Source organism: Alishewanella longhuensis, assembly GCF_014653435.1.
GTDB classification, from domain to species: Bacteria; Pseudomonadota; Gammaproteobacteria; order Enterobacterales; family Alteromonadaceae; genus Alishewanella; species Alishewanella longhuensis.
Genome location: NZ_BNAO01000001.1, coordinates 788,203 through 803,668, shown reverse-complemented (window position 1 = coordinate 803,668; position 15,466 = coordinate 788,203). Strand labels below are relative to the sequence as shown.

Below are 15,466 nucleotides of genomic sequence, written 5' to 3'. Positions count from 1 at the left end.
TAATTTATTGTATCTGTATTGATTTTTATGGGGTGGCTACACTGGCGGCAATTTGAGCCAGACCAGACTAAAGGTCCCGACAATGCAGCAACGTCCAGCCCCCGAACAGATTATTTTCAGCACCAAAGACAGTAGCGGGAAAATTTATATCCGTGAGCAACAAGGCTACTTTCAGCGGATCCGACGCAGCTTAGGCACAGTGTTAATGCTGCTATTTGTATTATTGCCTTGGCTTAACTATCAGGGCATGCAGGCAATACAGCTGGATGTAGCACAGCAGCGCTTCTTTATCTTTGGTCAGGTTTTAGTACCACAGGATCTCCTCATTATTGCCCTGTTATTTACTCTGGCGGCCTTCGCCTTATTTTACCTAACGAAACTCTACGGCCGGGTTTGGTGCGGCTATACCTGCCCGCAAACTGTTTGGACCTTACTCTTTGTTTGGCTGGAGCGGCGGATTGAAGGTAGCCATAGCCAGAGTAAGGCGCTAGACAAAGCCCCCTGGCACGCTGTAAAAATAACGAAAAAGGTGCTGAAGCACAGTAGCTGGTTACTGGTATCACTATTTAGCGCCCTGGTGTTTATCGCTTATTTTGTGCCTGTCCGCAGTCTTTACAGCGATTTTTTTAGCCTCAACAGCTCGGCGACAGTGTATGGCTGGGTCTGGTTTTTTACCGCCTGCACTTATATTAACGCCGGGCTAATTCGCGAAAAAATGTGCCTGCATATGTGCCCTTATGCCCGTTTTCAATCGGCTATGTTTGAAACTGCCACTAAGCTGGTCACTTATGATGCCGCACGGGGCGAACAGCGTGGCGCCCGTAAACGCCAGCAAGCCAAAGCAGCAGGACTGGGCGACTGTGTCGATTGTGAATTATGCGTACAGGTGTGTCCGGTGGGTATTGATATCCGGCAGGGCTTACAATACGAATGTATTAATTGCGGTCTCTGTATTGATGCTTGTGATCAAACAATGCGGCATTTTAATTACCCCACTGGGCTGATCCGTTATCAGGGCGAGCCCGCTGAGCAATCGCCGTGGCGCCGTCACCTGGGCTATAGCAGCGCTTTAGCGTTAACCCTACTGGCCATTGTTGGCTGGGGCTATCAATGGCAAAACACTGAGCTCAGTATCAGCCGTGATCGGCAAGCGCTGTTTCGCGTCACCAGCGAGGGGATAACCGAAAATACTTTTACCCTGCATATCAGTAATAAGCAGCAACAAGCCAGGCAGTATCAGCTGCACATAAACGGGCTTAGCACACCGCAACTGATTGGTAGCAACCTGATTAGCCTAAACCCGGCCGAGCAACGGCAACATATTATCAGTATTGCGGTAGCCGACGCGGCCACTGGGGCTTATAGCCCCTTTACCTTACAGCTTACCGATATCGTCAGTGGCGAAACCGTTAATGCCAGCAGCCGGTTTTATTATCCGCGCTAAACCAAATAAAAGTAAGCGCCCGCTTACTTTTAAACTGAGACAGCAGCATACTGCGGCCAAAAGGGTTCCTCTGGTCGCAGTGTTAACACCTCAACGCCGGTAGCAGTTACGGCAACCGTGTGCTCCCACTGCGCCGACAGCTTTTTATCGCGGGTCACCACAGTCCAGCCATCTTTTTTGGTTTTGACTTTGGCCGTGCCCTGATTAAGCATCGGCTCTATCGTAAATACCATACCCGGTTGTAGCAGTAAGCCCGTACCCGCCTTACCATAATGCAGCACCTGCGGCTCTTCATGCATTTCGGTACCTATACCGTGCCCGCAAAACTCCCGCACTACCGTATAACCGTGTTGCTCGGCACACTGCTGAATGGCTGCGCCAATATCGCCCAGCCTGGCGCCAGGTTTAACCGTTTGGATCCCTTGCCATAAAGCTTGATAACAAACGTTCATTAATTGTTTCGCTGCAGGGCTGATGGCACCTATTGCATACATTTTGCTAGAGTCAGCAATAAAGCCGTGTTTTTCCAAGGTGATATCGATATTGACGATATCGCCATCGCGCAGTAACTGTGTTGTCGAGGGTACGCCATGACAGACCACGTCATTCACTGAGCTATTCAGCACATAAGCAAAACCATACTGTCCTTTGCTGGCCGGGCGCGCCTGTAGCTCATCTACAACATAGCGCTCGACTAAATCATTGATTTGCATGGTCGAGATACCGCTTTCAATCTGCTTATCTAAATAGGCAAATACCTGAGCTAATAATTGCCCAGCCTGGCGCTGTAAAGCCAACTCCGCACTGCCTTTAAGCGGCACCCTGCTCATGCGCGACCTCCGCCAGTTTAAAATCGACCTGACGCAGTAACTTTAAATGCAACTGCTGATAACTAAGTGTGGGATAGAGCTCCGCTAACATGCCCAGTTTTAGCCAAAACTCGGCCTGAGCGTTAATAGAGCGCGACATAGCGGAGCTCGCTTTGCGCACTTCCTCGTGCAGTGCTTCATCAATTTTTACAATACCCATTGGTTCTTACCAGACTTGGTTAGCAATATACGAATCATATATAAAACATATATTCCCAGCAAGTTTTAAAATACCATCTGCGGATCTTTGGCTTTGTATTCAGAGCTTAGCGCTTGTACTTCTGCTGCTGGTCGCCTACTCTGGATGTTCTAATAGCAAAAAGAGAGGCATTAGCATGAGCACTAACACAACCGATACAGATGCTGATTGCACAATCACCACAGGCTGTGACGCTATTGAACTGATTATTGAACCCCGAGCCAAAGATCTTGGCGGCTTCTCGGTACGTCGCTGCTTGCCTGTGCGCGAGCGTCGCAGCATTGGCCCCTGGATTTTCTTCGATGAGATGGGCCTGGCACATTTTCCTGCGGGTGAGGGCGTTAATGTCAGGCCGCATCCGCATATCAACCTGGCTACGGTTACTTATTTATTTACCGGCGAAATTCTGCATCGTGATTCCCTTGGCAGTGATCAGGCCATTCGTCCGGGTGATATCAACCTGATGGTAGCCGGGAAAGGCATAGTGCACTCTGAACGCGAAAGACCCGAGATCAATAGCGTGCCACACAGCCTCCATGGTTTGCAATTGTGGTTAGCCTTACCGGAAGCGGACGAAGAAACTGAGCCGGCATTCTATCACTATCCCTCGGCCAGCATCCCTGCCTTGGAAATTGCCGATGTGCCAGTACGGGTACTGATTGGCCAGGCTTATGGGGTAAGCTCACCGGTAAAAACCTTTTTTGAAACCTTGTATATCGAAGCGGATTTAAAAGCTGGTCAACAACTGATCTTACCCAATGCTGCCGAACGTGGCCTTTACGTTGCCAAAGGCGAAATAAGCCTGCAGGATACGCAGGTCAGCGCGCATCAATTAGTGGTGCTGCGCCCTGCTGAAGGTGTCTGCATCCTGGCTAAAACCGATACCCGTATCGCCTTAGTGGGCGGTGAAACTATTGGTCAGCGCTATATCGACTGGAACTTTGTTTCCAGCAGCAAAGCACGCATAGAGCAAGCCAAAGAGGATTGGCGGGCAGGACGTTTTCCAAAAGTGCCAGGTGATGAAGAGGAGTTTATTCCATTGCCTGATTAATAAGCCAAATACTATCAGCAAGAGAGATAGCTTAGTAATCCAGAAGGCCCGCTTTGGCTATGGTTCTATTGGTTAACCAAATAGGAAATTGCTCAGCAGGCATAGGCCTGGCGATGCCGTAGCCTTGACCAAAATAATAGCCAATTTCCAGCAGTTTTTTGATATGTGCATCCGTTTCGACGCCCTCGGCAATGGTCGCAAGTTTAAAGGCTTCAGCCAGCCCGCTAACACCTTGTAAAATGGCTAAATCATCAATATCTGTGAGGATATCGCGTACAAAGCTCTGATCTAGCTTTAAGGTACTAATCGGCAAGCGTTTCAGATAGGACAACGACGAGTAACCGGTGCCAAAATCGTCCAGAGAAAAAGTTACCCCCAAGGCAGCACAGGATTTCATAGTGCCTAAAATATAATCAATGTCTTGCAGGGCACTGGTTTCTACGATTTCCAGCTCCAACATACTTGGCGGAACAGCTGGGAACTGGTGACATATCTGTTTAAGTTGTTCAGCAAAATTAGCCTGTTGCAGGTGGTTAGCAGCGATATTAACTGATATCGCCATCTGAATATCATGCTGTTGCCACAACATATATTGTCTGAATGCCTCTGCGATTACCCACTGTCCTAATTGCACCCCTAATTCATGTTGCTCTATCAAAGGTAAAAACAGGCCTGGTGCCAACAAACCTTTTTCCGGATGCTGCCAACGGATCAAGGCTTCAACCCCAATACATTCACCCGTTTTTAAATTAACTTTAGGTTGATAGAACAACACGAACTCGTCCCGAGCAAGCCCTGAACGAATATCATCAACACTCTTTAGCACCCCACGCGCATGTTGATCTGCCTCAGCATCAAACAGACAAAGCCGATTTTTGCCGGCCTGTTTAGCTGCGTACATTGCTTGGTCAGCTTGGCGCAGTAATTGCTCTGGAGCAATATCCTGTGTTTGGGGATAAAAGCTGACCCCTATACTCGCGGATAAATGCACATAAGTGCCTGAAATATTAACCGGACTTGCTAAAGCACTGAGTGCTTGCTGTAGCAGGGGTTGGCATTCTGATCGCTCTGTGACAGTACTAATAAGAAATACAAATTCATCACCACTTATCCTTGCTAAAATATTCTGATCTCCTATCAGGCTAGATAAACGTCTACTTAGTGACTTCAATACCTCGTCGCCGAACTCATGGCCATAACGATCATTAACTACTTTAAATCCATCCAAATCAACAAACGCCACGACTAATAGCGTGACATCTTGTTTTGCAGCTTGCACCCGCTGCTGAAGCAGCTCCGCTAACAAAATACGATTGGGTAAACCAGTGAGTAAATCGTAGTGGGCAATATGCTCTAACCGGTGCTGGGCCAACTGCCTGGTATGATCTAAGTGATAGAGCCGACGGCGGGTTTCAGCTAGCCACCCTAAGACAGTATTTTCTCTTCCCTTTGGGACCTCTATTTTTGTGCTGAAATCACCGTGTCCTAGCGCGATAATACGCTGATATAACTCAGTAACCGGCGCGCCTAAAATAGCTAACTCGCGTCGTTTTAGATGCCATAAGAACAATGCCAGCATTAACCCAAGCGCGATAAATACCCAACGTAAGCGCCATGCTTGTCGCTCCGCCTGACTCACGGCCTTATAGGTCCGAACACTCATCATGCTATACAACTGATCAATAGGTTGCATAATACCTGCTTTCGCCTGGTGATAAGCCTCATCATGTAACATGGTTAGCGCCTGATCGCGTAGTAAGAGTTCGCCACTGGCCACCCATTGCATGGCCTGCTGCTCTATCGCAGCTAAATTGTCCGAAGCTTGCTTTGCTGAGACCAATTGGGAAAGCTCAACTTCCGTGAAGCCAACTCTGCGCATGCGATCAAGCAAGGCTTCAGGTTCAGCAAAAGGCCTGGGCCGCTGGTTAGCAGCATCAACCAAATCCCAATAAATGAAGTGATAGTTTTCAGGTCTCGGAGACTGACCATTTCTTATCGCAAAGATTTCATCAAAATGCTGCCGATAGCGTTCTTCGCCTGTAACGGCGTATGTCCGCACCATGCGAGTTAAATCGTCAGAGGATTGTCGTAACTCATCAGCTAATAAGAAGGATTGTAAGCGCATATTATGGGCTTTATCGATGGCACGTTCGGCTTCAACGTAAACAAAAAAACTAAAAAGAAAGACAATAAAAATGACGACAGCCAGCGTTAGCCGCATATTGAAATCGGTTAATTGATTAAGCCATTGCTGCAAGTGGTACCTCTGCTCACGTTAGCCACGTTGAAAATGCACTATCCAAACGCTATCCAAAAGTAACAACAATATGCTGGTAATTTGCAGCATACCTGAGTTTGTTACTTCACAGCAAATTACTACGTATAAGGAACCTAACTGTATCAAAAGACAAGAGGTTAAAGTCGCCATTCTTAACTAATATAAAGCCGATGATTGAATAAAGGTCACTACCTTTACGCACTGCTAATTTAGTGAAGCGACTAAGTCAGGCATTGCATAAGAAGTGCCAACCCAACTTTACAGATTACTGTTTTAGTTAATTCGAAATAAGCTGACTAATCTGCTTGTTTTTTAAGCGCCAGCTGCTAAGGTAAGAACTGCAGCGGAATTCATCTGAGGTGTCGGTGCGCGGCTTTATACTCCTGTTTTTTTTCTTGTCTACGTCTCAAGCTGCCATTGCGGAAGCTAGGGTAATTCGGGCTATAGTGAGCGACTCCAATGCGCCGCCATTTGCAATGTTCGATAACAACAATGTGCTTGCCGGAGGCATAAGCAAAGATATTCTGGAAGTTTTAGTGAGTCGCGACCAGCTTGTGCTGCAGTATTTACCAATACCGCGCGGCCGGGTTGAGCAATGGTTGCTGCGAGATGATGCTGATATCGCGTGCTTTTTAAATCCAGCTTGGGTTGAGCAAGCCGAGCAATTATTATGGAGTTTGGCGCTTTTTAGTACGAGGCAAGTCATCGTCAGGCGCAGTAGCAGCCCGGCAATACAAAAAATGACTGATTTACTGGGTAAACGCATCGGCACGGATCGGGGTTTTAGCTACCCGGAATTCGATATGATGTTTTCGCAAGGCTTACTGATCCGGGATGATGCGATTTCTTTGGAAAGCAACTTAGGTCGTTTAGAGAAACAACGGCTTGATGCGGCACTTACCGTAGACTTAGCTTTTCAGTATTATCAGCAAAAACATGATAGCGAGGGATTAGCAGCGGATACACTATGGACACAACCGGATACCATTTATTGTGCGTTAAATCCGCATCAACCGGAGCTAGCACAACAAATACAGCAAATTTTGCAGCAAATGACCGAAGATGGCAGCATTGCAAAAATTTTGCAGCGCTATAAACCAACCCAAGCTCTACCTCGCTCAGATAATTAGCGTTCGCAGTTCAGTTTACTCTCTTTAACGCCCAGCTTACTGTGCAAATTATTGTTTTTATTGATCTTTATTCTGTGTGGATAAATGCTGTTTTAAAAATTGCTCTATCGCAGTAAAAGCTATTAACCTATGGTTATGCGTACTTAGATAATGATCGCCCTTTTCTAACTCGATATACTGCGCTTGTTGATTATGTTCCTGTAGGGCTTTAAACATACTCCGACTCTGCTGCACTGGCACCGACCTATCATGGTCGCCGTGTAACAACAATACTGGAATAGTGATGGCTTTAGCATGCGTTAACGGTGAACGCTGGCGCAAAGCCCGGTAATCATCACCTATTTGTTTTTTTACAATTTCATAATTAGTAAAATGACGGCTACCTCGCACTAAGGCCTCTACGTCGGTCACGCCAGCAAAACTAATCGCACACTTATAGCGTGCTGGCGAGCGAACAATGCCCATCAAGGCTGCATAACCTCCATAGCTGGCACCTACGATACAAATCCGGTTTGCATCTGCAATTCCCTGTTCAACAAGCCACTGAGTGCCGTCTTCCACATCATCTTGCATTTGCAAGCCCCAACCCCGCAGTCCCAATTGCATAAAGTCAAAGCCATAACCGGCTGAGCCTCTAAAATTCATTTGTAATACTGCATACCCGCGATTAACAAAAAACTGAGTCCAATAATCAAAATCTTCATTATCAAATGAAATAGGGCCGCCATGAGGGAAGATAATACTCGGAATAGGCCCAGCTGGCTGCGCTTTCGGTGTACTTAAAAAACCCTCTATGGTTAAGCCATCTCGGGCTTTGTAGCGGATCTTCGTTTTAGCCACCATCTGCTCTGGTGGCAATTGTTCATACTTCGGTAATAAGTATTCCAAACTCTTAGTGGTTTTATCCCCCAATAAGTAACTACCCGCATCCGTTTCACTGCTCGCCAGCACTATATAGCGATTTTCATCATAGCTCTGGCTGACAATACGGTTATGTGTGTCGGGCAAGGCCCTATCAAGCGATTGCTGAAATACCCGGTGTTTCTCACTAACGTATACATTACCCAGTTCAATCACTTCTTTATCTTGCCAAGAGTACGTTATGGTTTCAGGCAGATCATATTGCTCATTGGCTTTCATTAACGTTAGCGGTAAAGCGGCATCAGAAAGATCAACTTTGAATATCGCCAAGCGTCCATCATGGTAGGCCGAGACATACAAAATATTGGGCTCGTGGTCAAAACCTAGCGGCCAAATTTGCTGCTCGGAAAAGGCTTCAAAGCGCCAGAGTTCACGAAACTTATTGCCTGTTAACCGCTCCGAAATCCAATATTCTGCCCCATCACGAAAAATAGCAATGCGAGGTTGGTGCTGACGATCAGCAAGCCAATCTATAAGGTTTTTTCGTCCCGAGGCTATTACCGAAAAGCGCTCAGTACTAAGATTAATTTTAACAGCACTGACACCGGAATCATCATACAAACCATCTAATGCCAGTAGTAAATGCTGCTCATCTTCAGGCATCAGCGCTATAATATTGGATTGAAATTGCGGTATACGCTGCATTTTACGCTGCAAACGATTACTGATGACATTACGATGCTCGCCCGTTTCAACATCAATAACCATCAAACGACTTTCCGAAACGGGGACACCTCCCCGATTTGATGCATAAGTGGCTTTCATTAAAAGCTGCGTATTATTCGCCCAAAGTAAGGCATAAATTCTTAACTCCTGGCGGTTTGCCTTAACCAAGAATTTATTTTGCTCAGTGGCTAAATTCACTAAGTTAACCAGCACAAGCTGCTCGTCATCCTTACTATAGGTTTGCAACATCGCAATTTTACTGCCATCAGGAGACAAGGCCAGCAGATCCGCTGTTGCATCACTGGCAAACGCCGATACGGGTATTTCAGTAGAAGCATACTCAGGAATAGCAGTGGGCGTTGCTGCCTTAACCACATGGCAACATAAGATGGTCATTAGACCGATAAAGGTAAATAGTCGCATAATCCTTCACGCTGTATCTTTTAAGTTAATACAAATTTAGCGATGCTCATTTTAACGCGCAATATCTGCTATCTCAACAACCGCTGCCATCGATATCGCGGCGCCACCGGTATTGTCTTGTTTATCCATTTCAGGTTTTAATATTTTCAGGCTAAAGACTGCTCTAGCTCACAACAATTTCTGCAGCTTCCCAACAAACAGGGGGGATTATCATATTTTTTAATTTGCAAGGTGTGGCTGCTGCAGCGCTTACTGTGAAATTGGTGTGCTTGGATAAGCAACTGATGTATAAATATAATTATACTAGCACTAAAACTTATATGTTATAACACAACTAAAAAGCGTGCGTTGTTGCGAGCCGACTTGGGTAAGGACTCAATATGAAACTTGGAAAGATTAGAGACAATCAACTTATGCCGTTTTACTGCATTCCGTTTATCGGGGGAGCGGCCATAGCGTGTAGTATTTTTTTATTGAAAATAATACGATCGTTCTATCGTGGTTTCCTGGAAGATGCAAATAATACTTATGAAGTAACCACAACAGTTTACGACCCAGTGGTACCGAGAGTTTCCAAATCAAACGAGAGTGACGGGCTTGCGACTTTTATCATTCTAATTGTTGCTATTGTGTCGATCATTGCATCTGGATTTATTTTTATAGAGCTATGCGAATATTTACTTACCTCGCCATACATCCTACTGTTGCCATTTTGTGCGATGGGAGTCGCGTCATATTTTTACCGCGATGAAATTACCAAAATGGTTATTGAAAAAAACTACCGGTCAACTAACACCTTCCATTTCATCATCGCTGCAATAGTATCAGTTTACATTGCTTACAATATTTTGGTGAATAAATGGGTGCCGAATATAGCTCCGCTAAAAGGAGATTACCTTTTTTTGCTTATCCCATTCAGCATGATGGTATTTGGAGGCTTTTTGGGACCATTGTCAATTTCGTTGACATTGATCACAGGTGGTTATAAAGCTGCGTATCGGCAAAGCGGTATCAGGGGGTTGATCGTCAATAAGTTAAACTTGGCCTTCGTACTTTTTATGCCCGCGACCATGCTGTATTACTATCTTATGACAGATGACAATCCAATCACACTGATGGTCGAGGTGGCGATGCAAGCGGAGGGCATTATGCATACAGTGATTATAGTGACAAATCAGATAGTGTTAGCTTTGTGGAATAAAATGCTTTAATGCGTTTGCAATTAGCTGAAGATTTATCACTTTACAAAGTTTCGTTCACAGCATCTGATAAAGATGTATTTGAAATAGCGAATGTAAAACAAAAATGCTTGAAATATTTAATAGAACTTCAAAATTATTGGTTAAATACTTAGTTAAGCCTTTATCTGACTCAAGCCAAAAATAGGATACTGTGATCAGCATGGAGTATATGGTGCCTAGGGTCGGACTCGAACCGACACGGAGTTTCCCCCGGCGGATTTTGAATCCGCTGCGTCTACCGATTTCGCCACCCAGGCACTGAGGGATATTATGAGGTAAACGCCTGCATTATACGATGCATAGCAGACTGTGCAAGTGCTTTATGCTGCTTTTGTCGCTGCGTAGGCGCGAGTGCTTAAATTTGCAACAACTTAGCTGATTATTGTCAAGCTCTTACTTTCTCGATGGTTAGTGCAAACTTAAGCATAATAATTACGTCACACCAGGCACAACACCGACAATACGTAAGAGAAGCTTAAAACCATATTAGTTACGATTTTGAAACAACCAACCTGCAATCAGTGGTACCAATCGAGGCATCACCAGATATATCACCAGCCCTACAATCACCGCCGCACTTACAAAATGGCGGATCCCCCAGTAACCGAGCAATGGTAACCAATCGAATATAAGGTGCAACACAGGTGGGATTAACATCGTTAAAATACAAATGACTATAGTGGTCACTAACCATTGCTTCCAACGTACCGGATGAGGGGTAACACTGTTTAACGGTTCAAACCAGTGATCAATGCCAGAAGATATTGTTACATTCTCAGGTAGCGCTAGCGAAGGTGCGACTTGGGTAATCAAATTATGCCGGACGTCGGATTTAAGCCAGGATTCGGCAGCATTTTCTGAGGCAAAACGCACGACTATTTCATACTGATGCTGTCCTTTACCGGGCTTAATAATGGTACCCCCCTGCTGACCGTCAAATTGAGCTGATGCCCGAATGATATCGGTCAACCAGCTTTCATATGCCGCCATAGCCTGAGGTTTCACCTGATGGTTAATCAGGACCGATACTCCAGATAGCGCCTGCGTAACGTCTGTCATGAGCCTCTCCTAACTTTAAGCGCCCCTGCTGACAATAACAGCAGGGGCGCTTATTTTATTTACCGGCTGTTAGCGTGGTAAAGCTGTTGATAAGGTTACGATAGTCAGGAATATGATTTGAGAACAAGGTGCCCAGGCCTTCGACATCATTGCGCCAATCACGATGTAACTCACAGGCGGTGCCAAACCAAGTCATCAACTGTGCACCCGCCGTACTCATACGATCCCAGGCCGCATCGCGCGTCATTGGATTAAAGGTGCCTGATGCATCGGTGACGATAAAAACCTCATACCCCTGCTCCAGCGCCGATAATGCCGGAAAGGCTACACAGACTTCGGTCACTACACCGGCAATAATCAGCTGCTTTTTCCCCGTAGCCTTTACCGCATTAACAAAGTCTTCATTATCCCAGGCATTAATTTGCCCTGGACGCGCAATATATGGCGCAGACGGAAACATCTCTTTTAATTCTGGTACCAGGGGGCCATTTGGCCCTTGCTCAAAGCTGGTAGTCAGAATCGTGGGTAAACCAAAATAGTTTGCCAAGTCAGCCAGCGCTAACACGTTGTTTTTGAATTTATCCGGATCAATATCACGAACCAGTGAGAGTAAACCGGTTTGATGATCTACCAACAGCACTGCGGCATTGTCTTTATCCAGACGAATATAGGGCTTAGTCATAGCGAGTTCCTCTTTATATTATGCAGGTAAACCTGCGTTCAGTTAACCGGCTAAATTTAATAGCCGGTTGGTAACAGCTAAGGTCAGATTTGGCCAAATTTACCGTTTTGATAGTCGCTTATCGCTTGCCGAATTTGTGCTTGCGTGTTCATCACAAAAGGGCCATAGCCAACAATCGGCTCATGCAAGGGTTCACCGCTTAACAGCAGCAAACGGGTATCTGAGCCAGCTTTCAGCACTACCGCAGTGCCCTCACTATCCAGTATCGCCAGCTGACTTTGCTGCAACGTAATGTTGTTTACCTTAAGATCACCGGCTAACAGTAACAGCATTACGTTCCAGCCCTCAGGTAACGTAAACGTAGTCTCCGCACCTCCATGCATAGCAATATCCCACACCTGCATTGGGCTATGGGTTGCTGCAGCGCCGCCTTTGTCTGCATAGTTGCCAGCAATAACTCTGACACGGCCTGCGCCACCGGGCATAGCAACAACAGGGATTTGCTCACTCTTGATTTCCTGATAACCAGGCGTTGTCAATTTATGCTCAGCGGGCAAATTCACCCATAACTGCACCATTTCTAAAACGCCGCCGGATGCGCGAAACGCTGCAGAGTGAAACTCATCATGAATTATCCCGGCGCCAGCCGTCATCCACTGCACATCTCCCGCTTTAATCACCCCACCCTGTCCGGTAGAATCACGGTGCGCAACTTCACCGTTATAGACGATCGTGACGGTTTCAAAACCGCGATGTGGATGCTGCCCAACGCCACGGGCCTGTGCCGTTTTTTCAAAGTAGGCAGGGCCAGCGTGATCCAAGAGCAAAAAAGGGCTTATCTCCTGACCATGAGTTTGATATGAGAACATCGAACGCACCGGAAAGCCGTTACCTACCCAGTGCTCAGCTGGAGCCTTGTGTATCGCCAGTACTTTTTTCATAACGCCACCTTGCTGAATTATTGAACGCATTAATTGTAAATAATTAAGCAAATAGCGACTAGTGAGCTAAAATAGGTTTCACCGTTCCATTTATAGAACAGCTGCCGGAGAGATTTATGCAAGATCTAAATGACTTATACTATTTCGTAAAAATAGTAGACGCTGGCGGCTTCGCTGCTGCCGAGCGCGCTTTAAGCATTCCTAAATCAAAGCTAAGTCGCCGCACGGCCAGTTTAGAAAACCGCTTGGGCGTAAGATTAATAACCCGTTCAACACGGCACTTTGCCATCACTGAGGTAGGGCAACGCTACTACGAGCATTGCAAAGCCATGTTAATTGAGGCAGAAGCCGCCCAACAGGCCATTGATGAGTTAAGAGCCGAACCTTGTGGCACCATAAAATTAAGCTGCCCTATCGGCTTGTTGCATTTTCATATTAGCGACATGCTTGCTGACTTTATGGTGTTATACCCGCAAATTAATATTCAGCTTGAGGCGACTAACCGTCGGGTTGACGTATTGGGAGAAGGCTTGGATTTAGCCATTCGCGTTCGGCCACCTCCGCTTGAAGATTCCGAACTTGCCATGAGAGTGCTGTCAGATCGCGGCCAGTGCCTGGTTGCCGCGCCGAACTTAGTTAAAAAGCTGGGGATGCCGATATCTCCTGTCGCGCTCTCAAAATGGCCTAGTATTAGCAGAGGGACACCACACGAACAACATGCTTGGTTACTAACCTCTGAGCAAGGTTCTGAGGTAAAAATCTATTATCAACCCAGGCTGATTACTACCGATATGGTCGCTGTACAAGCCGCCGTATTAGCGGGTGTTGGGGTAGCGCAGCTGCCGCTGCTGATGGTGGGGCGTTTTATTGAGAGCGGCCAACTCATTAGATTACTGCCAGAATGGGAAGTAAAGCGCGAAATTATCCACCTCGTATTTCCTACACGTCGGGGGATGCTACCCTCAGTTCGCAACTTTATTGATTATCTGGTAACACGGTATGAAATATTTAAAGAAGATTAAATAATTCAAAAGGTACCGCTGCGTTTGATAACTAATGTTGTCGCTGATAGACACAGCGGATTCAAAATCCGCTGTGTCTCGTTGGCAGTGTCAACGTAACCCGTAACCCACCTTGCTCATTCTGCAGTAGCAAGTCGCCGCCATGCGCTTCAATAATATCACGGCACAGCGTTAAACCTATGCCGGAGCCCGTGGCTTTGGTGGTGTAAAAAGGCAGTAATGCTTGCTGCATAATATCGGCGGCAATGCCGCCGCCCTGATCTTGTAGGTAAAGTTGTAGTAATTTGGGGCTCTCGCTAAAGCTTAACGTTATCTGCTCAGGTGAGCAGCCAGTTTCATGGGCATTTTTTAATAGGTTAAGTAACAACTGACTTAGCTGGCTTTGATCAGCGAGCCAAATTCTTTTTGGCAACTCACCGACTAATTCAAACTCGTATTGATCTTGCAGTTGATTAATCAGCTGCGGCCAATTTACCGGCCCCAGCGTCGGTGCCGGCAATTTCGCAAAACGAATATAGTCTTGTAAAAATTGGTTAAGCGCCTGACAACGTTCGCTGATGGTATTAAAAATTGCAGATAACTCAGCTTGTTGCTGCCGCCCGGCTAATACTTGCCCCGAGTAAGCTAATGACGAGAGCGGGGCCAGCGTATTATTTAATTCATGGCTAATGACCCTAAGCAGCGTTTTCCAGGCATTGAGTTCTTCGCGGGCCAGTTCGCGACTTAAGGGTTTTAGTAAATACAAATGATGCTGCTGATTATGCAATTGAAACTGACTGATGGCTAAATGCCAAACCGCCGCCTGCTTGCCGGCAAGCCTTACCAGCCCGGCCTGGTTATGCTGAATCGCCTCGGCCAGCTCGGGTAAAGCTTGGGTATAACGCTGTAGATCGCTGCCATTAAAATCTTTACCGTGATTAAGCAGTTGCCGGGCGGGTGGATTGGTCATTAGTACTCGCCCAGCAGCATTGGTGAGGATAAGGGCGCCGGGGTTGGCCTGCACTAAGGTATCCAGCAAGAGTTCCCGCTGATATAAACTACTGCGTTGTAGCCTAAGCTCAGCCGTCATTTGCTGTAACTGCGCAGCCAGAGGGGCTAAAACCCTAATTTGTTGCTGGTTGGCGCTGGTATTGAAGCTGCCATCTTGCAAATTCTGCGCATGTAAATTTAACGCAGCAATTTCTCGCTGTAGCGGGCGTAACTGCCAGGTTAAGAGCAAGCCAATCAACAGATGCAATACCCAGAGCATACTTAGCGCAAGTAGTACTGGCGTAGCATTAGCGGTTGCTGCGCTGGGCCAAAACCAGTTGGCCGTTAGCAGTGTCATTAAACTCAGCAATAACACCAAAATAGCTAAGCTTAACCATACCCGCGGGATAGGTGCCTGCCAAAACAACACACTGCGCTTACGCCAGTGACGCAATAACGTCTTTAATAACGGACCTGACGTGGCGCGCTGTTGCGGGTTTGAGCTTTTACTTGGCATAGGGTGCTGTTAACGCGTCCTTATTTTTTGGAAATAGCCCTACTGCATCGGGGC

Annotated in this window: 13 protein-coding genes and 1 tRNA gene; 5 read left to right on the top strand and 9 right to left on the bottom strand. The window is 46.4% G+C overall.

Annotated features, from left to right (window positions below):
* Nucleotides 1-82: 82 nt before the first annotated feature.
* The gene (ccoG, locus tag IE163_RS03375; protein ID WP_189430159.1) at nucleotides 83-1,444 is read left to right on the top strand and encodes a cytochrome c oxidase accessory protein CcoG; all 1,362 of its coding nucleotides are present in this window, start codon (nucleotides 83-85) and stop codon (nucleotides 1,442-1,444) included.
* A gap of 29 nt (nucleotides 1,445-1,473) precedes the next feature.
* Here the strand turns inward: ccoG and map are convergent, their stop codons facing one another.
* Both map and IE163_RS03365 read right to left on the bottom strand, forming a co-directional pair.
* Nucleotides 1,474-2,274: a type I methionyl aminopeptidase gene (gene map, locus IE163_RS03370; RefSeq protein WP_189430157.1), complete on the bottom strand. Its 801-nt coding sequence runs from the start codon at nucleotides 2,272-2,274 to the stop codon at nucleotides 1,474-1,476.
* The gene (locus IE163_RS03365; protein WP_189430155.1) at nucleotides 2,255-2,473 is read right to left on the bottom strand and encodes a ParD-like family protein; all 219 of its coding nucleotides are present in this window, start codon (nucleotides 2,471-2,473) and stop codon (nucleotides 2,255-2,257) included. Before IE163_RS03365 ends, map begins: the two co-directional genes overlap by 20 nt.
* A gap of 175 nt (nucleotides 2,474-2,648) precedes the next feature.
* On the opposite strand from IE163_RS03365, the gene IE163_RS03360 reads away from it, so the two are divergent.
* Nucleotides 2,649-3,563, top strand: coding sequence for a pirin family protein (locus IE163_RS03360; protein WP_189430153.1), 915 nt, complete (start codon nucleotides 2,649-2,651; stop codon nucleotides 3,561-3,563).
* Between the two features lie 31 nt (nucleotides 3,564-3,594).
* Here the strand turns inward: IE163_RS03360 and IE163_RS03355 are convergent, their stop codons facing one another.
* Nucleotides 3,595-5,820: a putative bifunctional diguanylate cyclase/phosphodiesterase gene (locus IE163_RS03355; RefSeq protein WP_189430151.1), complete on the bottom strand. Its 2,226-nt coding sequence runs from the start codon at nucleotides 5,818-5,820 to the stop codon at nucleotides 3,595-3,597.
* A 380-nt stretch (nucleotides 5,821-6,200) separates the two neighbouring features.
* Between IE163_RS03355 and IE163_RS03350 the strand changes: the two genes are divergently transcribed.
* Nucleotides 6,201-6,971 (top strand): substrate-binding periplasmic protein, encoded by a 771-nt coding sequence (locus tag IE163_RS03350; protein WP_268248611.1) that lies wholly within the window; start codon nucleotides 6,201-6,203, stop codon nucleotides 6,969-6,971.
* A 57-nt stretch (nucleotides 6,972-7,028) separates the two neighbouring features.
* Here IE163_RS03350 and IE163_RS03345 read toward each other — a convergent pair whose 3' ends face one another.
* Nucleotides 7,029-8,981 carry an alpha/beta hydrolase family protein gene (locus IE163_RS03345; protein ID WP_229833412.1) on the bottom strand — a complete coding sequence of 651 codons (1,953 nt, stop codon included), beginning with the start codon at nucleotides 8,979-8,981 and terminating at the stop codon, nucleotides 7,029-7,031.
* Between the two features lie 380 nt (nucleotides 8,982-9,361).
* Here IE163_RS03345 and IE163_RS03340 point away from each other — a divergent pair, with 380 nt between their 5' ends.
* Nucleotides 9,362-10,192: a hypothetical protein gene (locus tag IE163_RS03340; RefSeq protein WP_189430147.1), complete on the top strand. Its 831-nt coding sequence runs from the start codon at nucleotides 9,362-9,364 to the stop codon at nucleotides 10,190-10,192.
* Nucleotides 10,193-10,392: 200 nt separating this feature from the next.
* Here IE163_RS03340 and IE163_RS03335 read toward each other — a convergent pair.
* The 4 genes from IE163_RS03335 to IE163_RS03320 all read right to left on the bottom strand — a co-directional run bounded on the left by IE163_RS03335 (nucleotide 10,393) and on the right by IE163_RS03320 (nucleotide 12,904).
* A tRNA-Leu gene (locus tag IE163_RS03335) sits at nucleotides 10,393-10,479 on the bottom strand.
* Nucleotides 10,480-10,708: 229 nt separating this feature from the next.
* Entirely contained in the window at nucleotides 10,709-11,281 is a 573-nt protein-coding gene (locus tag IE163_RS03330; protein WP_189430145.1) for an antibiotic biosynthesis monooxygenase, read from the bottom strand.
* Between the two features lie 55 nt (nucleotides 11,282-11,336).
* Nucleotides 11,337-11,963 carry an isochorismate family cysteine hydrolase YcaC gene (ycaC, locus tag IE163_RS03325; protein WP_189430143.1) on the bottom strand — a complete coding sequence of 209 codons (627 nt, stop codon included), beginning with the start codon at nucleotides 11,961-11,963 and terminating at the stop codon, nucleotides 11,337-11,339.
* 83 nt (nucleotides 11,964-12,046) lie between these two features.
* Entirely contained in the window at nucleotides 12,047-12,904 is an 858-nt protein-coding gene (locus IE163_RS03320; RefSeq protein ID WP_189430141.1) for a pirin family protein, read from the bottom strand.
* Nucleotides 12,905-13,020: 116 nt separating this feature from the next.
* On the opposite strand from IE163_RS03320, the gene IE163_RS03315 reads away from it, so the two are divergent.
* Entirely contained in the window at nucleotides 13,021-13,926 is a 906-nt protein-coding gene (locus IE163_RS03315; RefSeq protein WP_189430139.1) for a LysR family transcriptional regulator, read from the top strand.
* Nucleotides 13,927-13,987: 61 nt separating this feature from the next.
* Here IE163_RS03315 and IE163_RS03310 read toward each other — a convergent pair whose 3' ends face one another.
* Entirely contained in the window at nucleotides 13,988-15,412 is a 1,425-nt protein-coding gene (locus IE163_RS03310) for a sensor histidine kinase (RefSeq protein ID WP_229833411.1), read from the bottom strand.
* Between the last annotated feature and the right edge of the window lie 54 nt (nucleotides 15,413-15,466).

Coding starts and splice junctions, on each gene's coding strand:
- map (WP_189430157.1), bottom strand. CDS start 2,274: ATGAGCAGGGTGCCGCTTAAAGGCAGTGCGGAGTTGGCTTTACAGCGC.
- IE163_RS03345 (WP_229833412.1), bottom strand. CDS start 8,981: ATGCGACTATTTACCTTTATCGGTCTAATGACCATCTTATGTTGCCAT.
- IE163_RS03365 (WP_189430155.1), bottom strand. CDS start 2,473: ATGGGTATTGTAAAAATTGATGAAGCACTGCACGAGGAAGTGCGCAAA.
- IE163_RS03320 (WP_189430141.1), bottom strand. CDS start 12,904: ATGAAAAAAGTACTGGCGATACACAAGGCTCCAGCTGAGCACTGGGTA.
- ccoG (WP_189430159.1), top strand. CDS start 83: ATGCAGCAACGTCCAGCCCCCGAACAGATTATTTTCAGCACCAAAGAC.
- IE163_RS03310 (WP_229833411.1), bottom strand. CDS start 15,412: ATGCCAAGTAAAAGCTCAAACCCGCAACAGCGCGCCACGTCAGGTCCG.
- ycaC (WP_189430143.1), bottom strand. CDS start 11,963: ATGACTAAGCCCTATATTCGTCTGGATAAAGACAATGCCGCAGTGCTG.
- IE163_RS03315 (WP_189430139.1), top strand. CDS start 13,021: ATGCAAGATCTAAATGACTTATACTATTTCGTAAAAATAGTAGACGCT.
- IE163_RS03360 (WP_189430153.1), top strand. CDS start 2,649: ATGAGCACTAACACAACCGATACAGATGCTGATTGCACAATCACCACA.
- IE163_RS03340 (WP_189430147.1), top strand. CDS start 9,362: ATGAAACTTGGAAAGATTAGAGACAATCAACTTATGCCGTTTTACTGC.
- IE163_RS03330 (WP_189430145.1), bottom strand. CDS start 11,281: ATGACAGACGTTACGCAGGCGCTATCTGGAGTATCGGTCCTGATTAAC.